General features: G+C 50.4%; 21 protein-coding genes. 13 read left to right on the top strand and 8 right to left on the bottom strand.

The annotated features are described in order from the left end of the window. Positions 1-72: 72 nt before the first annotated feature. The 5 genes from L985_RS08810 to L985_RS08790 all read right to left on the bottom strand — a co-directional run bounded on the left by L985_RS08810 (position 73) and on the right by L985_RS08790 (position 6,813). Positions 73-750, bottom strand: coding sequence for a 50S ribosomal protein L25/general stress protein Ctc (locus L985_RS08810; protein ID WP_035397342.1), 678 nt, complete (start codon positions 748-750; stop codon positions 73-75). A 292-nt stretch (positions 751-1,042) separates the two neighbouring features. Further along, positions 1,043-2,593: a GNAT family N-acetyltransferase gene (locus L985_RS08805; protein ID WP_051656267.1), complete on the bottom strand. Its 1,551-nt coding sequence runs from the start codon at positions 2,591-2,593 to the stop codon at positions 1,043-1,045. A 12-nt stretch (positions 2,594-2,605) separates the two neighbouring features. Then, positions 2,606-3,136, bottom strand: a complete 531-nt coding sequence (locus tag L985_RS08800) for a glycerol-3-phosphate acyltransferase (protein ID WP_084642231.1) — start codon at positions 3,134-3,136, stop codon at positions 2,606-2,608. After that, positions 3,133-5,742 carry a DEAD/DEAH box helicase gene (locus tag L985_RS08795; RefSeq protein WP_071908796.1) on the bottom strand — a complete coding sequence of 870 codons (2,610 nt, stop codon included), beginning with the start codon at positions 5,740-5,742 and terminating at the stop codon, positions 3,133-3,135. Before L985_RS08795 ends, L985_RS08800 begins: the two co-directional genes overlap by 4 nt. 30 nt (positions 5,743-5,772) lie before the next feature. Next, complete coding sequence (locus L985_RS08790; protein ID WP_071908794.1) at positions 5,773-6,813, bottom strand: tyrosine-type recombinase/integrase; 1,041 nt, start codon at positions 6,811-6,813, stop codon at positions 5,773-5,775. Positions 6,814-7,243: 430 nt separating this feature from the next. On the opposite strand from L985_RS08790, the gene L985_RS08785 reads away from it, so the two are divergent. From L985_RS08785 to L985_RS08745, 9 genes are all read left to right on the top strand, one after another. Further along, positions 7,244-7,645 (top strand): CoA-binding protein, encoded by a 402-nt coding sequence (locus L985_RS08785; RefSeq protein WP_023468336.1) that lies wholly within the window; start codon positions 7,244-7,246, stop codon positions 7,643-7,645. Between the two features lie 178 nt (positions 7,646-7,823). Next, positions 7,824-9,794 (top strand): DNA topoisomerase IV subunit B, encoded by a 1,971-nt coding sequence (gene parE, locus L985_RS08780; RefSeq protein ID WP_023468335.1) that lies wholly within the window; start codon positions 7,824-7,826, stop codon positions 9,792-9,794. Continuing rightward, entirely contained in the window at positions 9,787-12,192 is a 2,406-nt protein-coding gene (gene parC, locus L985_RS08775) for a DNA topoisomerase IV subunit A (RefSeq protein ID WP_047395403.1), read from the top strand. The genes parE and parC overlap by 8 nt, the downstream gene beginning before the upstream one ends. Positions 12,193-12,490: 298 nt before the next feature. After that, positions 12,491-12,961: an NUDIX domain-containing protein gene (locus tag L985_RS08770; RefSeq protein WP_230088538.1), complete on the top strand. Its 471-nt coding sequence runs from the start codon at positions 12,491-12,493 to the stop codon at positions 12,959-12,961. A gap of 286 nt (positions 12,962-13,247) precedes the next feature. Then, positions 13,248-13,895: a hypothetical protein gene (locus L985_RS08765; protein ID WP_029341725.1), complete on the top strand. Its 648-nt coding sequence runs from the start codon at positions 13,248-13,250 to the stop codon at positions 13,893-13,895. Then, positions 13,892-14,686, top strand: a complete 795-nt coding sequence (locus L985_RS08760; protein WP_029341724.1) for a DUF3307 domain-containing protein — start codon at positions 13,892-13,894, stop codon at positions 14,684-14,686. Before L985_RS08765 ends, L985_RS08760 begins: the two co-directional genes overlap by 4 nt. 46 nt (positions 14,687-14,732) lie before the next feature. Further along, positions 14,733-15,284 (top strand): histidine phosphatase family protein, encoded by a 552-nt coding sequence (locus L985_RS08755; protein ID WP_029341723.1) that lies wholly within the window; start codon positions 14,733-14,735, stop codon positions 15,282-15,284. Beyond that, positions 15,281-16,141 carry a ComEC/Rec2 family competence protein gene (locus tag L985_RS08750; RefSeq protein WP_029341722.1) on the top strand — a complete coding sequence of 287 codons (861 nt, stop codon included), beginning with the start codon at positions 15,281-15,283 and terminating at the stop codon, positions 16,139-16,141. Before L985_RS08755 ends, L985_RS08750 begins: the two co-directional genes overlap by 4 nt. Positions 16,142-16,162: 21 nt before the next feature. Further along, positions 16,163-16,378 (top strand): DUF3006 domain-containing protein, encoded by a 216-nt coding sequence (locus L985_RS08745; RefSeq protein WP_023468328.1) that lies wholly within the window; start codon positions 16,163-16,165, stop codon positions 16,376-16,378. A 33-nt stretch (positions 16,379-16,411) separates the two neighbouring features. On the opposite strand, the gene L985_RS08740 is transcribed toward L985_RS08745, so the two are convergent. Beyond that, complete coding sequence (locus L985_RS08740) at positions 16,412-16,639, bottom strand: hypothetical protein (protein WP_047395408.1); 228 nt, start codon at positions 16,637-16,639, stop codon at positions 16,412-16,414. Between the two features lie 222 nt (positions 16,640-16,861). On the opposite strand from L985_RS08740, the gene L985_RS08735 reads away from it, so the two are divergent. The 3 genes from L985_RS08735 to L985_RS08725 are packed head-to-tail and all read left to right on the top strand — an operon-like array spanning position 16,862 to position 19,790. Continuing rightward, a complete protein-coding gene (locus L985_RS08735) occupies positions 16,862-17,770 on the top strand; it encodes an AAA family ATPase (RefSeq protein WP_047395411.1) in 909 nt (302 codons plus the stop codon). A gap of 2 nt (positions 17,771-17,772) precedes the next feature. Beyond that, complete coding sequence (locus L985_RS08730; RefSeq protein ID WP_047395414.1) at positions 17,773-18,819, top strand: DUF58 domain-containing protein; 1,047 nt, start codon at positions 17,773-17,775, stop codon at positions 18,817-18,819. Further along, entirely contained in the window at positions 18,816-19,790 is a 975-nt protein-coding gene (locus L985_RS08725) for a hypothetical protein (RefSeq protein ID WP_047395417.1), read from the top strand. The genes L985_RS08730 and L985_RS08725 overlap by 4 nt, the downstream gene beginning before the upstream one ends. 14 nt (positions 19,791-19,804) lie before the next feature. Here the strand turns inward: L985_RS08725 and L985_RS08720 are convergent, their stop codons facing one another. Continuing rightward, entirely contained in the window at positions 19,805-20,158 is a 354-nt protein-coding gene (locus L985_RS08720; protein ID WP_029341713.1) for a winged helix-turn-helix transcriptional regulator, read from the bottom strand. Positions 20,159-20,269: 111 nt separating this feature from the next. Here L985_RS08720 and L985_RS08715 point away from each other — a divergent pair, with 111 nt between their 5' ends. Beyond that, positions 20,270-20,992, top strand: a complete 723-nt coding sequence (locus L985_RS08715; protein ID WP_047395420.1) for an SDR family oxidoreductase — start codon at positions 20,270-20,272, stop codon at positions 20,990-20,992. A gap of 69 nt (positions 20,993-21,061) precedes the next feature. Here L985_RS08715 and L985_RS08710 read toward each other — a convergent pair whose 3' ends face one another. Next, the gene (locus L985_RS08710; RefSeq protein WP_047395423.1) at positions 21,062-21,580 is read right to left on the bottom strand and encodes a hypothetical protein; all 519 of its coding nucleotides are present in this window, start codon (positions 21,578-21,580) and stop codon (positions 21,062-21,064) included. Between the last annotated feature and the right edge of the window lie 61 nt (positions 21,581-21,641).

The raw sequence follows: 21,641 nt of genomic DNA, 5'->3' as shown, positions 1-21,641 counted from the left end.
TTTAGGCAATCTTCTGTCTATTGTCAAGACACAAAAAAACGATACGCCACGAAGGGCGTATCGATAAACGACTTATTTGTTATCTTCGTTCTCTTCTTTTGCTTCTTCTGAAGACTCTTCCGTAGCTTCCGCTTCGTTGTCTTCACCAGCTTCCGCTTGCGCTTCAGCTTCTGCTTCTTCGATTTCCTCAAGCTCTTGTTCAAGCGTTGATTCGACGACAGCTGCGACTTGAATGTCGCCTTCTGTGACGATACGGAAATCTTTTTGTTCCGGAAGATCAGCAACAGAGATCGAATCGCCGATTTCGAGGTTCGTGACGTCGACTTCGACGTTCTCTGGTAATTTATCTGGTGTCGCTGCGACTGTTACTTTAAAGAGTGTCTGTGACAGGAATCCACCGACTTTAGCGCCAGCTGCTTCGCCGACGAGTACGACGTCTGCTTCGACTTCTGTCTCTTCATCCATTTTAACGGCGATGAATTCAACGTGATCGACAGTTGGTGTGAAGACATCCATATCACGACGGTTGATCAAGACGTTAATATTTTTACCGTCGAGTTTCAGTGAAATCAAGACGTTCTCACCGTTTTCTCGAACGATTTTAAGCAATTCTTTTTCTTCGAATGAGATTGGTGTACTTTCCACTTTGTAACCATACACGACACCAAGAGCTTTTCCTTCATGACGTAATTGTTTACGGAGTGAGCGTGGACGTACCTCGCGTTTTTCGGCTGTTAATTTAACTGACATGTTCATTTCCCCCTTGAATTTGGTATAGCCCTCAAAAGGTAATGAATGTAGGAGCAGGACAAGTCCTGAACAATATGAAACATGCTAAGACAATCGGTTCCAGACTCGCATTGAGCCTGACGCTTTCGTGACTTTGCATTTCTCTCCCAGGTCATTACGCTGATATTGAGAAACATGTGTGAGTAAGTCACCGGTTTGATGCGGTGCTAGTGAGTTTATACCCCTATGTTTTAAATCCTTAAACCTCTAATTTTTATTTTTTAAAGTCGAAAGACCTCCAAATCGCTTGAAATCAAGGGTTGAGAGGTCTTTCATTTTTTTCATTTTTTATGGTGATGCGTTGGTTTTCACGAACCAATACACGGACGAGACGTTCAACGTGCCGCATCGTCGTCTGTCCCATCGTTGAAATTTGGAGCCATTGATTACGGACGAGATAGTCGCTTTCATACTGGACGTGATAGCCCTGAATCCGAAGAGCGTCTCCTAAAGCGGTTGCCGACGGATGGACGATCGTCAGAATTCCCGGCGCTTGCGCTTCTTGAGTCGCAAGAAGGTTGAAACCAGTAGCGCGAACGGTTTGTTCGAGATAGGTCATCTTGATGGCTGCTTGATCGAGATCAATGGCATCCAGCGCTGCCTGACAAGCCAGCAACAGATTCGAGGAACCGGAAAAAGCAACCCCTTCCGCATATAGACCGAGATCCAGATAACGTGGAATCCGGGAGGAAGGCAATACGCTGGACGTATGCCCGATGAACGCAAGACCCGGTAACCCACCAATCGCCTTTCCGGAGACGGTCGTGACGAATCTGCAACCGGCGTACGAGAAACGTCCGGTTCCGACGGCGCTGATCGCATCAACGATGAGTGCGGTTCGTTGATTTAACAGCGCTTTTACCGCATCGAGATCGTAGAGAACGCCCGTAGACGTCTCACAATGCGTCAACCAAATCCAGTCGTACTCCGTTTGATGCAGTTGGCTTGCGAGTTGTTCTAAGTCGATCGGGTGACCGGACGGAAGCAGGTGGATATCAAACGACTTCCCGGCTCGTGCCGCGTGATCGATCAAGCGTTGACCGAACTCGCCACCGTTTAGGATCAATCCATGTCCACTGAGTTGTTGTGCGACGATATCGTTCGCGAGCGTACCACTGCCGACAGCCATCGAGACATGTGGCAAATCCAGCAACTGACACATTCGGTCCCGTAAATCTTGATCGAGCTGACGCATCGATGCCGTCCGATGTGGACGCGGTGCTTGTTGCGCCGCTTGACGGACCGTCGGAGCGACTTCGACCGGACCGGCTAGGAAATGCAGGGGACGTAAGACATCCGCGATGACGGACCGTTCGTATGTTGCGCGAGACAACAACATCGGTACGAACTGGGCATCGCCACTACCAAGCGTTGCTGCGATTGGTGTGAAGCCGAACCGCGCATATAGTTTAGCTTCCCGTGTCGTACCACTGATATAGACATGATCAATCGTCTCCCGTTCCAAGTAGACCATCAAAAAGCGCATCAATTGCATGAACGTACGACTATTGCGGTATTCGGGACGAACGCTGAGTAAGCGGATTTCCGCTGGGTCCGTCAGTGTCTCATCTAGCGTCACGCCCTTTTCTTCAAGCGAAAAAGGACGATGCTTCCGAATAGCAATCATCGCGACGAGTCGATTGTCTTCCTTGCCGATCAGATAGGTATTTTGATCATGAAACCGGTCAATCCGTTTCCGTTCGGTATTCGGTTGGTGTTGCGGAATCTCTTCCGTGAAGGTGAGGTAGTTCAGTTCATGGATTGCTTCCGCGTCCGAAGCGGTGGCAATGGAAAAATCGATCATGAGACGTCCTCCTTATGTAATGACTGGCTTGTGAAGTGCATCATGAGCCCACAGGACAAGTAGACTTACGGCAACGGTACACAAGATATTGATGGGTCCCGCGTCAAAGTAGACAGGTAGTAACGGGAGTAAAACGACCGGAATCAGCCCCGCTTTGACGCTATCTTTCGTTACGAGATATGACAAACCGAGTATGCCTAGTCCGGCAAGGTATGCCCACGGCGTGATGGCGAAGACGATTCCGGAAAACACAGCGTACCCTTTGCCGCCGCGTCGCGGATGAAACAACGGAAACAAGTGACCGATAAGCACGGCGAGAGCGATGGGATAAAACGCGTCTGTTAGCTGTAGTGCAAGAATCGTCTTCGCGGCATCAAACAGATAAACGAATAAAAAGGCCGGGAGCCCACCGGCGCGATGGGCATTGCGAGCACCGATGTTTCCGGAGCCGACCTGTGCCAAATCGGTACGGCTGATGTACTTCCAGAGCGTACCGCCAAGAATGCTACCGATAAGGTAACCAAGCAGGAGATCAAGGATCACCGATGTTCCTCCTTTGTCGTTACGAGATGAACGAGTTCCTTGACGGTCAAGGCATCACTGTCTGGAGCCGTCAGGACGGCATCGACCATCTGGGCTTTTCGATCTTGTAATTCCGTCATCTTTTCTTCGATTGTCCCGCGTGTCAGCAGTTTGATGACCGTCACGTCAGATTGTTGTCCAAGCCGGTGGGCGCGATCGGCTGCCTGTTGTTCGACAGCCGGATTCCACCAGCTGTCAAACAGGATGACGGTATCAGCAGACGCGAGATTCAGTCCCGTTCCACCGGCTTTCAGGGAAATCAAGAAGAGATCGACTTCACCGTCATTGAACCGGTCGCATAACGCTACCCGGTCTTCAAGCGGTGTCTCACCCGTCAACAAGAAGTGGGGGAGGTGACGTTGCGCGAGGTCCGAGCGAATGCGCTCGAGCATTTGCGTATACTGCGAGAAAATCAAGATCCGCTTTCCGACTGCCCGTTTTTCCGCAATCAGTGAGAGCAGACGCGTTCGTTTCGTTGCTTCCCCTGTGTACTCCTCGACGAATAATCCCGGATCGTTGCAAATTTGCCGCAACCGCGTTAACCCAGCCAGTAATTTCAGACGATCTTCGCGTTTCGTCTCGTCTAAGTGTTGCAGCGTCTCGAGTTGCAATTTGGCAAGATACGACGCATATAAGCGTTTTTGGTTCGGACCGAGCTCGACATAATGATGCTCGATCTGTTTCTTCGGTAAGTCCTGTAAGACATCTCGTTTCTCGCGCCGTAATAAGAACGGTTGGATGAACTGTTGCATGTCATCAAACGACCATTTTTCAAAAGTCGCTAAATCCGGCAGTAATTCCGGAAACAGGACATGGAAAATCGACCAGATATCACGCGGACGATTCTCAAGTGGTGTTCCTGTTAAGGCGAACCGGCGTTTTGCTTGCAGATGCCGCAGTTGACTGACCGTTTGTGATTGCGGATTCTTCAAATGCTGTGCTTCATCAAAGAAGATGACGTCATATACGGGGTGGCGACGGACGTCGGTCCGAAGCGTCGTATAGGAGACGATCGTCACCGTATCTTCAGGTAAGTGCTCCAGTTCGCGGAGTCGGCTGGCTTGAGAACCAGTGACGACATGAACCGGTCGACCGGGTAAAAAGCGCTTCAGTTCTGCCTCCCAGTTGCGGAGCAGTGATGCCGGTGCGACGATGAGCGCGCGGCAATCAGGGATCGTTGCGACATAACCAATTGCTTGAATCGTCTTCCCGAGCCCCATCTCATCGGCTAAAATCCCGTGACATCCTAGCGCGTCTAAATTCTTCAGAAATTGAATGCCCGTTCGTTGATATGGATAGAGTCGTGATTCTAACGAATTCGGCAAGTCGAGCTGGAATCCTTGTCCGGATTTTAATTCAAGCCATTTCTCGAGCAAATTGGCGTGAAGATGGAGGACGGAAGCGCCAATCAGATGCTTCATGTTCCGGACGGCAGGTAAGACGATCCGTCCGTCGCGTAAGTCCCGTTCACTTGCTTCCATCTGGGCGAGAACCCGTTGCAACTGCTGGAAGGCCCGTGTTTCGAGAGAAACGAACTGTCCGGATTTCAAGCGGTGATAGCGTTTTTGTAAGACGAGCGACTTTAGGACACGTTTCAGCTCGTCTTCCGGAATCCCGTCCATTGAAAAGTTGAACACGAGCCAGTCGAGGCGGTCCGTTACGTCGACTTCGATTCGCGGATGGAATGGACCTTTTGGTAACGTCGTCCGGATCGCTTGTGTTGCAAATAACTCCAGTTGACCGAGCGCAACCCGTTCGTCAAGCAGACTCCGCAGAAAGGCATACTGCGCGGCGTCACTCGTGATGATGTATCGCATGTCTCGTGGTGTTGCTTGGAATTCACGTAAGAAGCGTAAGACACTTTGCTCCGTTACCTGATCCCGTCCAGCGTAAATCGTCTCATCGAGCGGATTCAGCTGAATCCCTTGATAATCAAACGACACGCGGACTTCGACTTCCTGAGCCGTTCGGTCGAGATGGAGTTTGACGATTGGTGTCCCGGAAACGATTCGTTCTTGTAAATCAGGACTGAACGAAACATCGGCGAGTCGCTGCAAATACTCCGTCTGTCCAAGGAGACGATCGAAGTAGGGCAGGGACAGTTGATGCTGCTGCTTGTCCGTCAATCGTTTGAGTGTCACGACGGGTCCTGTCAGTTCGAAATGAATCGCCACCCGACGATCCGGTGTGAGACTGCGTAAATAATGGCGCGCGCCAGCGTCATCGACTTGAAACGCCGTGAAGGGACGGATTTGTGGTGACATCGGCGTCGGTGTGCCGTGCGCCTGAACATGATGCATCGCTAGTAAAACGGCGACGATATGTCCACAAAACGATGTATCCATCGCAAGTGATGGACAATTACAGCCGGCGTCGACACCGTGCGCCTTGACGCGGACGGTCACCGTGAATCGTTCCTCACCGTCGACACTCGCTTCGATCAGCTCGTCGCCCATTCGATAATTATGCAACGTGACCTTTCGAGCGGCGACATACTTCTTTCCCCGTCGAAAAGCATAGGCATCAGACATCTGTTTGATTTTGCGTTCACTGAGCCCGTAAATCATGACAACTCTCCTTTAGTTAACATAATATGATTATCGTTCACCATCAAATAAATCGACGGCGCGTTTTTTCTCGGAATCGCCGATATGGGCATAGACTTGTGTCGTCGCGACGGATTCATGACCAAGTAACTGCTGGATCGTCAGGACATCGACCCCACCGGTCGCAAGACGTGTCGCAAACGTATGCCGCAATTTATGCGGTGTAATTTTTTTGCGCTCTAAAAAGGGCAGGACCGGTTTCAATCGTTCGGTGTGCCGCTGCAAAATATGCTGGACTGCCCGTGGACTGAGTGGTTTCCCGTGTTTTTGGAAGACAGGCACGGCGCCACTCGTTGGCATCTGATAATGAATCGCGTATTTGCGTAAGGCGATCCGGGCTGGTTTTGCGAGTGGAATCAGCCGCTCTTTATTGCCTTTTCCGATGACACGGAGCGTGTTTTCATGGAAATCGACATCATTCCAGACCAATTGGGTCATCTCACTGAGACGCATCCCGCTATAGCCGAGTAGTTGGAATAACGTCACGTCGCGGACGCGATCACGTTCATAATGCGACGCTTCCCGGGCATTCATCTCGACGTTCGACGGTAACAACTGAATCAATTCGTCCCACTCGCGTTTCGTCAGGTAGACCGGTTCCCGTTTCGCTTGTTTTGGTCGGTTGACTTTTGCGACCGGGTTTTCTGACAGCTGACCTGTATCGACCAAATAACGGAACAACGACTGTAACGCCGATAGCTTTCGGTTGATCACGCTTGGTGCATTTTGTTTCGTTAAGGCAAGGTATTCGGCATAGGCTTCGATTCCTGATGCATCGATCTCGACGAACGCTTCAAGCGGAATATCTCGAGCCGTTACTTCTTCACCGGACGCCGCAGCGACGAATTGAAAGAACGCTTCGTAGTCATAGACGTAGCGACGCATCGTTGCTAATGAGAAATGTTTTGCTGCTAACTGATCCAAATAGGACTGAATGAAGCGTGGCATCCGCTCATAACCAGGAATCGCTGGTGCTGTAGCCGAAACGGTCGTTTTATGTATCGTTTTTCCTAGGTTTTTAAATAAACTCATCCGACAATCACCCCTCTAGTAGTAGTATACCAAACGTTGGTACGTCAGACACTTGTTTGCGTGAAATAGTTATTTCACGCAACTTTAAATTATCAGACAGGGAGCTCTCAGTTGCATCGACAACATACTGGACGGGTCGTTGGTCAACTCAATGCACGTGAGAATTCAACCTATTTTTTATGATTTTTAAGCTGCAATATTCTCTGTAATAACAATAATAGTATTATGTCACCTAAAACATCAAAAAAGAATGAATATTCAATTTCGCTCTCAGTTGCATCGAGAAGCTGTTCGACGGGTCATTGGTCGACTCATTTGATTTCAAGACGATTTCTGAAAAACGTCGAAAACATGCTCGATTTCGCATACTTCATCTTGGTTCGGGTATAGAGTGTTAGGTAAGAGTTATTTTCATAAGGGGGAGTTCTAGATGATTACCGATCAACAAGCACGTCAATATTTGAAGGATGCCAAACGCATTGCGGTCGTCGGCGTCTCAAGTGATTCCGGGAAGACGGCGAACTGGATCGCTGACTACTTAGTCCAACATGGATACGAAGTCATTCCAGTCAATCCGACGTTAAACGAGTGGAACGGTCAAAAAGTCTATCCGAGTGTCGCGAGCATTCCAGGGCACATCGATATCGTCGATGTTTTCCGTCGGTCGGAGTTTTTAGCGGATGTCGCGAAAGATGCTGTCGCTCATGGTGACGTCGGGATGATTTGGAATCAGCTCGGTCTCTCAAGTGTTGAAGCCGAGAGCCTGGCACTCGGTGCCGGCATTCCTTATATTGAGAATCGTTGCATCAAGATTGAGCATCAATATCTGTGAGTCATCGCACGATTTCAGGCATCTTCACCCGTTCGTGAAGGTGTCTTTTTTCATGCGCTTTACAGGTTATGCTTGTCAGGAAGCAAGAAGATGCCTACAATTAGAGACAGACTACTCGAAATAACGAACGAACGTTTGTAAAAACGACGTCGTAATTTCGAATTTTGAGGTGAAATGAATGGCGACAGACTTAAATAACTACAATGATGATGCCATACAGGTGCTCGAAGGACTCGAAGCAGTCCGGAAGCGCCCAGGTATGTATATCGGTTCAACCGATCACCGTGGACTTCACCATCTCGTCTACGAGATCGTTGATAACGCGATCGATGAGGCGCTTGCAGGTTTCGGGGAACAAATTGATGTCACGATTCATAAAGATAATGCGATTACGGTGCGTGACCATGGACGCGGAATGCCGACGGGGATGCATGCGTCTGGTAAACCAACAGCAGAAGTCATCTTCACCGTCCTTCACGCCGGTGGTAAGTTCGGTCAGGGCGGTTACAAGACGTCCGGTGGATTACACGGCGTTGGGGCGTCAGTTGTTAACGCCTTATCAACGGACTTGAAAGTGACGATCTTCCGTGACGGAAAACAATATGAGCAAACGTTCGAAAACGGCGGGATGCCGAAAACGACATTGCTTGAAACAGGTACGACACGTCAAAAAGGAACGAGCGTCTACTTTAAGCCAGATGGCTCGATCTTCAGTACGTTAACCTATAATTACGATACGCTCGCGGAACGGTTGCGCGAATCCGCCTTCTTGCTGAAGGGTCTGAAGATTACGCTGACGGACGAACGGTCCGATAAGCAGGACATCTTCCAGTACCAAGACGGTGTTAGTGAATTCGTCCAGTACTTGAACGATGATAAAGACACACTGCATCCGACGGTTGCGTTCGAAGGAACAGAAAACGAGATCGAAGTCGATATCGCCTTCCAGTTCACGGATGCATACTCGGAAAACGTTCTTTCGTTCGTCAACAACGTCCGGACACGCGACGGTGGAACACACGAAGTCGGCGCGAAGACAGCAATGACACGGGTCATGAATGAATATGCCCGGAAGAACACGCTCTTGAAGGAAAAAGATAAGAACCTCGACGGAAACGATATCCGCGAAGGCTTGACGATGATTGTCTCGATCCGGATTCCGGAAGAATTCCTTCAGTTCGAAGGACAAACGAAGTCGAAACTCGGTTCACCGGAAGCGCGGACGAGCTGTGACGCTGTCATCAGTCGTCGTCTCTCGACGTACTTGGAAGAAAACCCGCAAACGGCGACGCTGTTGATCAAAAAAGCGATCCGCGCAGCGCAAGCTCGGGAAGCGGCACGAAAAGCCCGCGAAGAAGCACGAAACGGGAAAAAGAAGAAACGTTCGAGTATCTTGAACGGGAAACTGACGCCTGCTGCTTCGAAGAACGCGGACAAGAATGAACTGTTCCTCGTCGAGGGTGATTCTGCCGGTGGTTCCGCGAAACAAGGACGAAATCGGACGTTCCAAGCGATTCTTCCACTCCGTGGTAAGGTCTTGAACACAGAAAAAGCGAAACTCGCTGACATCATGAAAAATGAAGAGATCAACACGATCATTCACGCGATTGGTGGCGGTGTTGGAGCTGATTTCGACTTGTCAGATTGCAATTTTGATAAAGTCATCATCATGACCGATGCCGATACCGATGGCGCGCATATCCAAGTCTTGCTATTGACGTTCTTCTTCCGCTACATGCGTCCGTTGATTGATGCTGGGAAGGTCTTCGTTGCCTTACCACCGCTCTACCGTGTCTCAAAAGGAAAAGGCAAATCGGAGAAGTTCGAATATGTCTGGGACGAAGAGACACTTAAGAAAACGACGAAGAAATTCGGCAAAGGCTATATGATCCAGCGTTACAAAGGACTCGGAGAGATGAATGCACCACAGCTCTGGGAAACAACGATGGATCCGGAGACACGGACGTTGATTCGGGTCACGATCGACGATGCTGCCGTAGCGGAAAAACGCGTTTCTGTCCTCATGGGTGATAACGTCGGACACCGCCGGACGTGGATCGAGGACAATGTCGCCTTCGGTCTCGCGGAAGACCTCTCGATCATCGAGAATGAGCACGTGACGAAAGAGAGTGTGAACGAACATGTCTAATCTACAAAACATCCTGAACCTGTCGCTCGAGCAAGTCGTCGGCGACCGGTTTGGTCGTTATTCGAAATATATCATCCAAGATCGTGCCTTACCGGATGCCCGTGATGGTCTGAAACCGGTACAACGCCGGATCTTGTATGCGATGCATACGGAAGGTAACCTGTTTGACCGTGCCTACCGGAAATCGGCAAAGACGGTCGGTGTCGTCATCGGTAACTACCATCCGCATGGTGACTCGTCAGTCTATGAAGCAATGGTCCGCTTGAGCCAAGAGTGGAAGCTCCGTTATCCGTTAATCGATATGCAAGGGAACAACGGATCGATCGACGGCGATAGCGCGGCAGCGATGCGGTATACGGAAGCCCGTTTATCGAAAGTTTCAAGCCTCATTCTCGACGGGATTAACAAACAAACTGTCGATTACACGCTGAACTTCGATGATACGACGGAAGAACCACTCGTCTTACCGTCACTACTGCCGAACTTGCTGATGAACGGTTCGACGGGGATTTCCGCTGGTTACGCAACCGAGATTCCACCGCACCACGCGGGAGAAGTCCTCGATGCTGCGATTGGTCGGATCTCAGGGACGGTCCAGAACGTCGATGACTTATTGACACATATGCAAGGTCCTGATTTCCCGACTGGTGGTGTCGTCCAAGGGCTTGATGGCATCAAGAAGGCGTTCGAGACAGGACGCGGGAAAGTCATCATCCGCTCGCGCTCAACGATTGAGACACTGCGGGGCGGTCGTCAACAAATCGTCATCACGGAGCTCCCGTATGAGGTCAATAAAGCCAATCTCGTCAAACGGATGGAAGAACTCCGTCTCGATAAAAAGGTCGAAGGGGTTGCGGAAGTTCGTGATGAGACCGACCGCGACGGCTTACGCGTCGTCATCGAGTTGAAGAAGGAAGCGGACGCAGAAGGTGTCTTACACTTCTATCTCAAACAGACTGACTTACAAATTGCTTATAACTACAACATGGTCGCGATCCATGAGCGGACACCGCGGCAAATGGGCGTCTTGACGTTGCTTGATGCCTATCTTGCACACGTCAAGGAAGTCGTCATCCGCCGGACAGCATTTGACCTCGAACAAGCGAAACGCCGTCAGGAAGTCGTTTCTGCCTTGATGACAGCAATCTCTGTTCTCGATGAGACGCTTGCCTTGATCCGTTCTGCGTCGAACAAAGCGGACGCGAAAGACAAGCTGATCACGCGCTTCAACTTCACGGACCGTCAAGCGGAAGCCGTCGTCATGCTCCAGCTATACCGGTTAACGAATACCGATATCGTCGAGTTGCAGGAAGAAGCTGCGAAACTCGAGAAGGAAATCGCTCGTCTCGAGAAGATCCTCAACGATGAAAAGACACGGAATCGTCTGATCATCAAGGAATTGACAGTCTTGAAGGAACAAGTCGCGGACAAACGTCGCTCGACGATTGAAGCGGAAGTTGAAGAACTGAAGCTGAAGACGGAAGTCATGATCGCTGTCGAAGAAACGATGGTCTTCCTATCGAAAAACGGTTACGTCAAACGCTCGTCGCTTCGTTCATTCGGTGCCTCGAACGACTTGCCGGACTTGAAGGAACAGGATCGTCCGTTGCTCCAAGGGCAAGCGATGACGACCGACCACTTGATCGTCTGGACTGTTCGTGGAAACTACTTGCTGATTCCGGTCCACCAATTACCGGATACGAAATGGAAGGATGGCGGTCAACACGTCGCAAACCTCGTTCCACTCGAACCGGGCGACCGGGTCCTCTCAGCGGATCTCGTTCGTTCGTTCGACGAAGCACAGCATTGCTTGTTCGTCACTCGTCAAGGAATGGTCAAACGCTCGAAACTGAGTGACTACAACGCGCAGCGGAAGTCAAAACCGCTCCAAGGCGTCCGTCTGAAGGCAGACGACGAAGTCTTGTATGCGCAGGTCTCAACGGGTCAGACCGACCTGTTCCTCGCGACACAGAACGGCTTCGGGCTCTGGTTCACGGAAGACGACGTCCCAGTCGTTGGTGTCCGAGCTGCCGGTGTCAAGGCGATCAACCTGAAGGATCAGGATGTCGTTGCGGGTGCGATCGGCTTCAAGGAAGCACCACAGATCGTCCTCTTGACGCAACGCGGTGCTTTGAAGAAGATGCGTCTCGCGGATCAGTTCCAAGTCTCGAGCCGTGCGCTCCGTGGCTTACAGTTGCTCCGTGATTTGAAATCGAAACCACACCAAGTCGCAGCACTGATCGACGTCACACAAGCGAAAGAATTGGTCCTCAGCGGGAAAGAGCAAGAGAAAACGATCCAAATTGGTTCGTTATCGTTCCTCGACCGCTTGTCGAACGGTTCATTTGCTTACGATGAAGAGAAATTTGGTCCATTGCTTGACTGGTATACACGATAAAATGCAGCTCCTCCGGTTAACGGGGGAGCTTTTTTAGATTTAACGGGGCAGGAGAGGGGGATTTTGAGACGAACGCTCGGAATTTTGAGATTTATCGCTATAAATATCGTTTACAAATTGAAACACTGACCAATAACGGCTACAATAGAAGAAATAGTCAGGTCACGATTCGTCACGAACAAGCGTCGGGTCACGCGTCTCCGCAGCTTTGCTTATAGCGTCAATTGATCAAGCAGCTACGGGACCGTCCCTTTAGCTGCTTGTTGTGCAATCTGCCGACCTTGGAGAGGTGATGAAGATGAAATTCAGACGTCGCGAAAAAGTAGCAATCTATATCACTCGGGAAAAACCTAACGGATGGGAACTACTTGTTTTTCATCCACAATCGGCTCCTGAGAGTGATTGGCAGATCCCCGCAGGTACGATCGAAGATGCTGAAATCGCCAAAGAAGCGGCTGTCCGTGAGACGCTGGAGGAAAGTGGTCTCTCGTTAGCATCCGTCCAGTACATCGGCGAAGAAGAGATGCGTTATCCGGAACGAATGCGGGTGCATTACACGTATTTCTACCATGCGCACATCGAATGCCAAGAGAACCGCTGGACGCATTGTGTGGCTGGTGACGGTCAGGATTGCGGTGATTTCTTTGATTTCGCGTGGTTGCCACTTGAACGGATCACGCAACTTGAACGCCGCCATCATATATTCCTAGATCGTTTGATTCATCGATTGGAACGGACACGTCCATATGATTGTCGAAAACACGGTTAATCCCGTGTTTTTTTGTTTCGTCTCACTATCTTAAGTTTACCTTGATTATGAGACAAAATCTTATAACTATTGATAATATATGTTATGTTAACTTAAATAAAAAAATGATATTTTAGTCAGATTCATCCATGCCCCCTGTCGTGTAAAAATCGGTCTATCGTCCTGTTGGTCTTCCTCCTCATTCTTTGTTACTCTAATAACAGTAACACCGCGAATGTTACCTTTTTAACGGTAACAAATCAAATGTTTCCATGATTGTGGCAACAAATGAACAGGAGGAATCGTCATGCAAGCTGTTGCCTTGTCGTTTGATGTCAAAGGCTCCCGCGACTATCCGAGCAAAGAAGCATTACTTCAAGCGCTCCGAGAACTCGCGAACGATCTAAATACGGCATTTCCAACGAGTATCGTTCCGTTCCAAATCAAATCCGGTGATAGCTTACTAGCGGTATTTGCGGATTATCCGGTTAGTTATCCGGTCATTCTGCACTTATTGAATCAAGAATTACCAGGTTACATCGGGATTGGATTTGGTCAGTATGAGACGATTTCGACGACCCAAGCTGAAGAAGCCAATGGTAGTGCGATCATTCACGCTTTTGAAGCGCAAGAACAGGCGAAGACGCTTCCGTCACGGATTGCGTTTGCTGGACCGCCCTACTTACCGACCGCCCTGCTGAATGGCTATCTCGAGATGCTTTATCCGGCGTATTTCGGGAAGACGGACCGTCAGATTGAACTGCACCGGTTGATGGATCACTATCCAGATGATACGTATGAAGAGATCGGTCTGAAGATGGGCTTTAAAGAACAAGATGCCCGCGCGAATGTCGCAAAACTCGTTTCCCGCTCGCAGCGTAAGCAACGGAAGCGTCTTGAAGCTGCCTTGACACAGGCACTGGAGCAATTCCAAGTCTGGGAGGCGATTCGGTGACCGTCTTACTTAGCCTTATACTTGTCCATCTACTTGCTGATTTCCCATTACAGACGAGACGGATGGCGCTACTGAAACACCGACACCAACGAATCTTATTCCAACATCTTGCCGTTCATGCGGCTCTGATGCTACTTGTCCTTGCGTTCTTCGTCATCCGAGGGGTATTAACCATCGACATCGCCGGATGGCTTGGAGGAAGTATTCTCGTGTTTCACGCCCTACTCGATGCCTCCCCGCTCAAACGTCGCGTCAAACAAGCTGCGGCGTACTGGATCGATCAAGCGTTACATATTGCTGTTATTATCGCGTTGACATGGGTGTTCGTCCCAATCGATTGGTCGTTGTCGTTCGCGCGACCCGAGCAGGTCCTGTGGATTCTGTGCTTCAGTTTAGTGACGACGGAGTTGCTCGGTCACGGGATTGCTTTGATGCTCGCACCATTTGCTCCGCGCTTGATCGAAGCGCATTTCGAGCGAAAAGTGACACGTAAGGAGCAACTCGATGGCGTCTCACGGACCGTCACACATGAAGTCGAAGATTCTGCCCGCAGTTATACGACGGAATTAAACGGGATCGGGCGTTATATCGGTCTCGTCGAACGGGCGATCATTACCCTGCTCGTCGTCACGAACGCAACCGGAGCGATTGGCTTCATCATTGCCTTGAAGGCACTGGCCCGTTTTAAACAGTTTGAAGATCGCCGCTTTGCGGAATATTACATCATCGGGAGCTTGCTCAGTATCTTAGGTGCGATTTTATGTGGACTGGCGATTCGCGCCGCACTCTAAACGATGAATGAAAGTGAGGGAGACGGTCTTGACCGTCGCACGAAGCATGAAACAAATTGGATTAGTGAGACATCACCGGGTGACGGAAGGATACCCGACGAAAGGCTGGATCAGCGCCAGCGATATTGAAAAATGGATTGAACGGTATGATACGTCAGACATCGATATTCAACCGGTCGAGCTTGGTCAGATCGACTGGACGGTCTGTTATGCCAGTAGCATGCCACGTGCCGTCCAGACAGCACAAAGTGTCTACGATAAAGAGATCATCGTGACGGATTTACTACGGGAAGTACCGTTTCCGACAATCCGCTCGAATCTCCGGTTACCGTTTCTTGGCTGGGCGGTCCTCGGTCGACTGGCAGCCCCGTTCAGCAAACGGATTCAGGCGGAGATCAAGGAAGCGAACGAACGGATTGAGGTCTTATTGAATCAACTGATGTTCGAGGATGATGAACGAGTATTGCTCGTCGGGCACGGCGGTATGATGATTCTGATGCGTGCTGCCTTGAAACGGCGCGGTTACCGGGGGCCACGGTTCGGTCATCCGCGTAACGGCATGCTCTATCTGTTCGAGAAAGAGGAACCGACATGTTGAAATGGGGCTCAACGATTCTGTTAGCCCTCTGCCTGATCGTCATCTTCTACACGACACGGGACGAAGAGCCCCCTGCCCCAACCGCGGGACAAATGGAGGTCTATGGTTTTGACGTCGGTCAAGGGGATAGCACGTTCATCCGGACGAAGGAAGACGCGATCTTGATTGACGGTGGGAATAACGGCAAAGGCGAGGATGTCGTCCGCTACCTGCAAGAATTGGGTGTCAAACGCTTAACAGCAGTCATCGCGACACATCCGGACGCCGATCATATCGGTGGACTCGATACCGTCCTCGATGCCTTTCCAGTCGATAGCGTCTATGCCCCGCGTGTCACGCATACGACAGAGACATATCGCGATTTCCTTCTAGCCGTCAAACGAGAAGGGGTGACGATCAAGTCGGTTAAGGCGGGTCTTGAGATACCGAGTGAAGCCGCACGCTTTACGTTCCTTGCGCCCCTAACGGACGGAACGCAGGATCTCAACAGTTGGAGTGCCGTTCTGCGGGTCGAACATGGACAGGACCGATTCCTCTTCATGGGTGACGCTCCGATCCGGACGGAACGACAATTGCTCGAGTCGGATGCCGATCTTAGCGCCGATGTTTTGAAGCTTGGGCATCACGGAGCAGACACATCGTCCTCCCTGCCCTTCCTACAAGCCGTTGATCCGAAGCGTGCCTTGATCTCAGCCGGGCAGGACAATGCCTATCGTCACCCACGTCCCTCCGTTTTACAGGAACTGAAAGCAGAACGGATCACGATTGACCGGACCGATCAAAGTGGAACGATTCAGTATATCTCGACCGGTGACGGCATCAAGGAATCGAACCGGACCGATTTACGACCGGAATAACGAGACGTGGAGGTGCATCAGATGCGATTGACCCTAGCTGATTTTGAAGACGATCTAGCGATTTGCGAAACCGACGAACGCGAGACAATCACGTTACCGAAAAGTCGTTTGCCGCGCCAGGCAACGATCGGCGACCGACTTGACTGGACCGGACGTTCGATTCGGATCTTACGCGATGAGACGAACGCACGTAAAAAAGAGATCTCCGAGTTGATGGATGATCTCTTTGAAGAATGATGAGACTTCCTCGGAATGCTGAGGGAGTCTTTTTTAACCGAGTAGACTGATGACGAGTCCAGCGAGGATGCCTGCTGTGAATAAGGAACCGATCGTATACGTCAGCAAACGTAATCCGAATGGGAGCCGACGAATCGCGGCAAAGACTCGGCGATTCGGAGGTCCTCCGGCAACAATCCGTTGATACTCGTCGATAGGACTGTGAGCAACATCTTGTTGCTGGTTTAGAGTGGAGTTCGATTCGGTAGTATGTGGTTTCATCTGTCCATCCCCCCTATTCTAATGACTATATCCTTCTATTCGCTAAGTGACTTCATAATCCTGTTTCAATTTTTTTGATATTCCACGAAACTTTTGGATGAAACTGGTAGTATAAAAGATAGACGTATTTCTTTATGCGTGATTCCTGGAAAATCACTAGCGGTTTTTTCTGAATTTTCGTACACTTTAGAAATACGATGCATCTTAAAGGGGGAATCATCCATGTTTCAAACGTTACGGACATCACTCAAACAATCTGTCCTTGGTCAGGACGATGTGATTGATCATTTATTGATGGGCTTGCTCGCAGAGGGCCACGTTTTGCTCGAAGACCGTCCGGGGACCGGTAAGACGACATTAGCAAAAGCACTGGCGCAGACACTCGAAGCGAAGTTCTCACGTATTCAATGTACAGCGGATACGTTACCGACCGATCTACTTGGGATGGAGCTGTTCAATCCGCTGACAGGATCGTTTGAACAACGGTTTGGTCCGCTGTTCGCGAACATCGTCCTCGTCGATGAAATTAACCGGACGACGCCACGGACACAGTCAGCATTGCTCGAGGCAATGGCGGAAGGACAAGTGACGATCGGGGATACATCTTATACATTACCGCAACACTTTCTTGTCATCGCGACACAAAATCCGTTCGATGGACACGGTACATTCCCATTGCCGCATGCCCAACTCGACCGTTTCTTGTTCAAATTATCGTTCGCTCCCCTGACACGTCAAGCGGAAAAAGCATTATTACGCGGGGCGCACTTAACAGCAGCCGAACTACAGATTCCGCTCGAACAACTCAATGACTGGAAAGAGGAAGTCGTTGCCGTCTTGATCGAGGATAGCGTCGAAAACTACTTACTCGATGTCTGTGACGCACTCCGCGCCCATCGTGACGTTGAGATCGGACCGAGTCCGCGAGCGACGCTCGCACTCTTAAAAGCCGCGAAAGCACGGGCCTGGATGCAGGAGCGGACGTACGTCACACCAGAGGACGTCAAGCACTTGGCGACGCCATTGCTTGCCCACCGTCTCGTCTTGACGCTCGAAGCGACGCTGAAGCTATCGAACGAACGTCTCGTCGAGCAAGTCCTCGATTCACTCACTGTTCCGACTGAGGTGTAATCATGCAATTGATCATACCAAAAGGCTTTAACCTCATCATTCTTACGATGACAGGTGCAAGCGGCGTCATCGTCGGACTCTATGGTCCTGTCTGGATTGCGGCTTTATTACTCGCCTATACATTATATGGCTGGGTGATGCCGTATTATCTCGAATACGTTGCGAAGCGGATTCGCGTCCGCCTCCTTGAGACCGTTCGCGCTTTTCGAGAGGAAACGATCCAGATACCGTTCGAGTTATCGAACCCAACGAAGTTACCACTCGGTCGCATCACGATTTCTGGCTTGCTCGGGGATCAGATCAAGCTTCCTGATGCGAGTAGTCAATTTTGGCGTCAACACTTATATGTCAGCAAACAGACGATTGTGCCGTTTTCAATCGATGTCATTGCCGCTCACCGAGGAACGATTCGGATTCAGTCGTTTGACGTCATGATCTCGGATCCGTTTCATTTGATCACAATCTATGTGACGCTTGATATCCAAGAGCTGGGTCACGTCTTCCCTGAATTTGCACCAGCGTCAGTCGAGTGGAATGAACGGATGATTCCCGGTGAGACGATTGATCGCTCGAGTCCGTTCACCGATCGCTCGAGTTTCCACTCCGTCGTCCCCTACTCCGGAGATGCGAAGTCGATCTACTGGTCCGCTTATGCGAAGACGAATGAGCTGTACTCGTATCAATATGACCGGAAACGTAACCATGATTATGCCGTCATCGTCGATGGCTTGTCCGCAGACGGACTCGCGCTCCGTTCGGACTTCGAGAAACTATTATCGCGTGCCGCGACGATCATCCGTGAACTCGAGAAACAAGGGGCTTCCTACAGCCTCTGGATTTCGATGGTCAACCGATCCGGTCAGTGGTATCATGTTCCGTCTGGTACAGGAAAACATCAATTCCTACGGACGATGGAATGCCTTGCTCGGATTTCCGAATACGATCTACCACTCGAGCGCCGGTACTTCACGAAGCGATTGCAACGTAGTGTGCCGTCGACGACGGCGGAGATTCACCTCGGTCACCGGCAGAAAGGAGTGAGCGCATGATTCTCTGGTGGATATTCCTTGCGAGTCTGTTACCGGTTCCGTTCTATCTCGCGCTCGCTTTTCCGGCACTTGCCTTCGTACCACATCGTTCGCTTCGAATCGGATTACAGTTACTCGTAGCGGGGTCCTTGTTTTTCCTCTCTCCCGTAGCTAGCGTCTTAGCCCTTGTCTTCGTCGCCTGGACCGCGTTTCTTGATACGGTCGATTCGGCGTGGCGTTACGCTACGAGTGCGATGGTCATCGGCGTCGTGATGGTATTGTTCCCGGGAGTGACACCACCAATTGGCGCATTTTTAATTTTGGTCTTCGTCATTGCGTATCCATTCGTCGTCACCTACATGACAGAATGGCGGCGTATCTTCCCGACGATCGCGTTAGTCCTCAGCGCGGGGCTGATCATCGCTGTTGTCTTCCGTCTCACGAAAGAAGCGCTCGTCGGATCCGTCACGAGTGCGATTCGTCCGCTATTTGAAGCATTCGGTTCATTGTTCCTTTGGACGGAACCACTTGGTCGGGAAGCGGACACGATGACGAACCGGGCAATGGGGCTAGAGAATATCAAAGGTGTTCAAGACGTGGAGCAAGCTGCCGTCCAGGCAGGAACACCGGATTGGATTTGGATCGCAACGACACTTCTGACGGTGATCTTAGTTGCGGTTACGCTTTATGTCATCCGGAAGCGAAAAGTCATAGCGATCGAAAAAGAACAAACCGTCAAGCACTCCAAACAAGTACGGGCGCATGCGCCAAAGCGGCATAGTCATCATCCGCTTCTGAAGATTGCCTCTCAACTCGAGCAAGCCTTCCCAAGACGTCATGAAGAGACGACGCTTGAATGGCTGACACGGATCGAGTTCCCGGATGCGTCACCAAACGCTCGACTGATCGACGGGATTGAGTTCAGTCCAAGTGAACCGACCTACGACATTCAGACGTTCCGCCGTCAAGTACGCGAACAAATCGAACGTTAACAAAAAGCCCCTGCTCATGGAGCGGGGGCTTCCTCGTCGCATAATATGCGCATCAATTGGTTGCGTGGTGTCGTCGCAAGACCCCAGTCGCAGATCGCATCGAGTAAGGGAATCAAGGAAACACCTTTCTCGCTCAACGCATATTCGACGCGGGGTGGGATTTCCGGGTAGACGGTCCGCGTAATCAAGCCATCTTGTTCGAGTTGCTTCAGTTGCTGTGTCAGCGTCTTCGGTGAGACGTCCTGGATATAACGCTCCAGCGTATTAAAACGTACCGCACCTTCCTCATGCAGCTCGTACAAGATCATCACTTTCCACTTGCCTTGAATCTGACGCATCGTCGCATCGAACTCATTTAGATACAGCATACCTTTCCCTCCCTTACCAAAAGGTAACCGACTGACCTAAAAGTGCGTACTTCTCGGATTGGTTTCCCTCTGTTATCTTCAATTTATCATATCAAATAAGGAGACGATATTATGAAAACAGGATTCATTGCCATCACAGGTGCTACGTCAGGAATCGGGCATGCGATTGCGCGAACGTTCATTCAGAAAGGGTACCGCGTCTTATTGCTCGGACGACGAATTGATCGTCTGGCGAACCTTGCTTCAGACGATGTCTTGATTCGCCAAGTCGCAGCCAGCGACCGAGCTGCCCTCGATGCTGCTTTAGCAGACGCGACGGAAGCGTTCGGACCGGTCGAAGCCATCATCAATAATGCGGGTCGGATGTTACTCGGTCAAATCGAGACACAAGATGCGGAAGAATGGGAAGAGATGTTTGACGTCAACGCGCTCGGTGTCTTACACGGGATGCAAGCTGTCTTTCCCTCGATGGTGAAACGGAAGACAGGCACGATCATCAACATCAGCTCGATTGCCGGTAAAAAGACGTTCGCAGACCACGCCGCGTACGTCGGCACGAAATTCGCCGTCCACGCGATGAGTGAGAACGTTCGAGGTGAAGTCGCGTCCCATGGTGTCCGCGTCATGACGATTGCACCAGGTGTTGTCGAGACAGAACTGCTCGGTCATACGACAAGTGACGCGATTAAGGACGGCTACAACGAATGGAAACAGTCGATTGACGGTGGACTCGATCCGCAAGTCGTCGCGGACACTGTCTTATTCGCCTTCGAGCAACCGCAACATGTCAACATCCGGGAAATCGTCTTAGCCCCGACGAAACAACTCGATTGACGAAAAAACAGATCGAAGTGTTTGGAAGTAGATGTACTTCCGAGCGCTTCGGTCTGTTTCATTCAAGCGTTACTTTGCTAAGTGACTCTGTTCAATCGTTTGAAAGATCGATTGATAGATCTTCAGTTGCTCTGAACGATTCGGTCGTTCGATTCCCTCACCAAACAACCAGGTCGTCTCTTGTGTATCGTCATAGAGCATACCAGCCGCAAACGTCGGATTCGGCACCGAGATGCTTTCCTCATAGGATAGACTCGGATCAAGAAACGGTTCGATGGATTTTTGAGAGCCGATAAAGAAAAAGGGAATCTGCGCCTTCCGGTAGACGGTGGCATAGTCACGTCCCGCTGCCTGATGTAAGTACTCCGGCATAATCATGACGGCGTCGTATCGTCGTAAATCTCCTTTGATCTCCTGCAGATCAATCGAGTGGAAGTCCGGTGATTGCGTAAGAATTGGAGCCGTTCCGACGACGGCGATGGTGAGATCGATGGTACTGGCTTTTGGCGTCAACGTTGGTTTTTTCATCATACATACGGTAAGCAGTAGACTGAGTGCAAGTAAAGTCATGACGGTTCTTTGTCTCATCTGTCCCTCCATGATTTCCTAATATTAGGTCTTTCGCCTAGTTCCTTTATACCATAGAAAT

Origin of the sequence: Exiguobacterium sp. ZWU0009 (genome assembly GCF_000798935.2) — a bacterium.
Lineage (GTDB): Bacteria > Bacillota > Bacilli > Exiguobacteriales > Exiguobacteriaceae > Exiguobacterium_A > Exiguobacterium_A acetylicum.
This window is presented reverse-complemented; position numbering and strand designations above follow the sequence as displayed.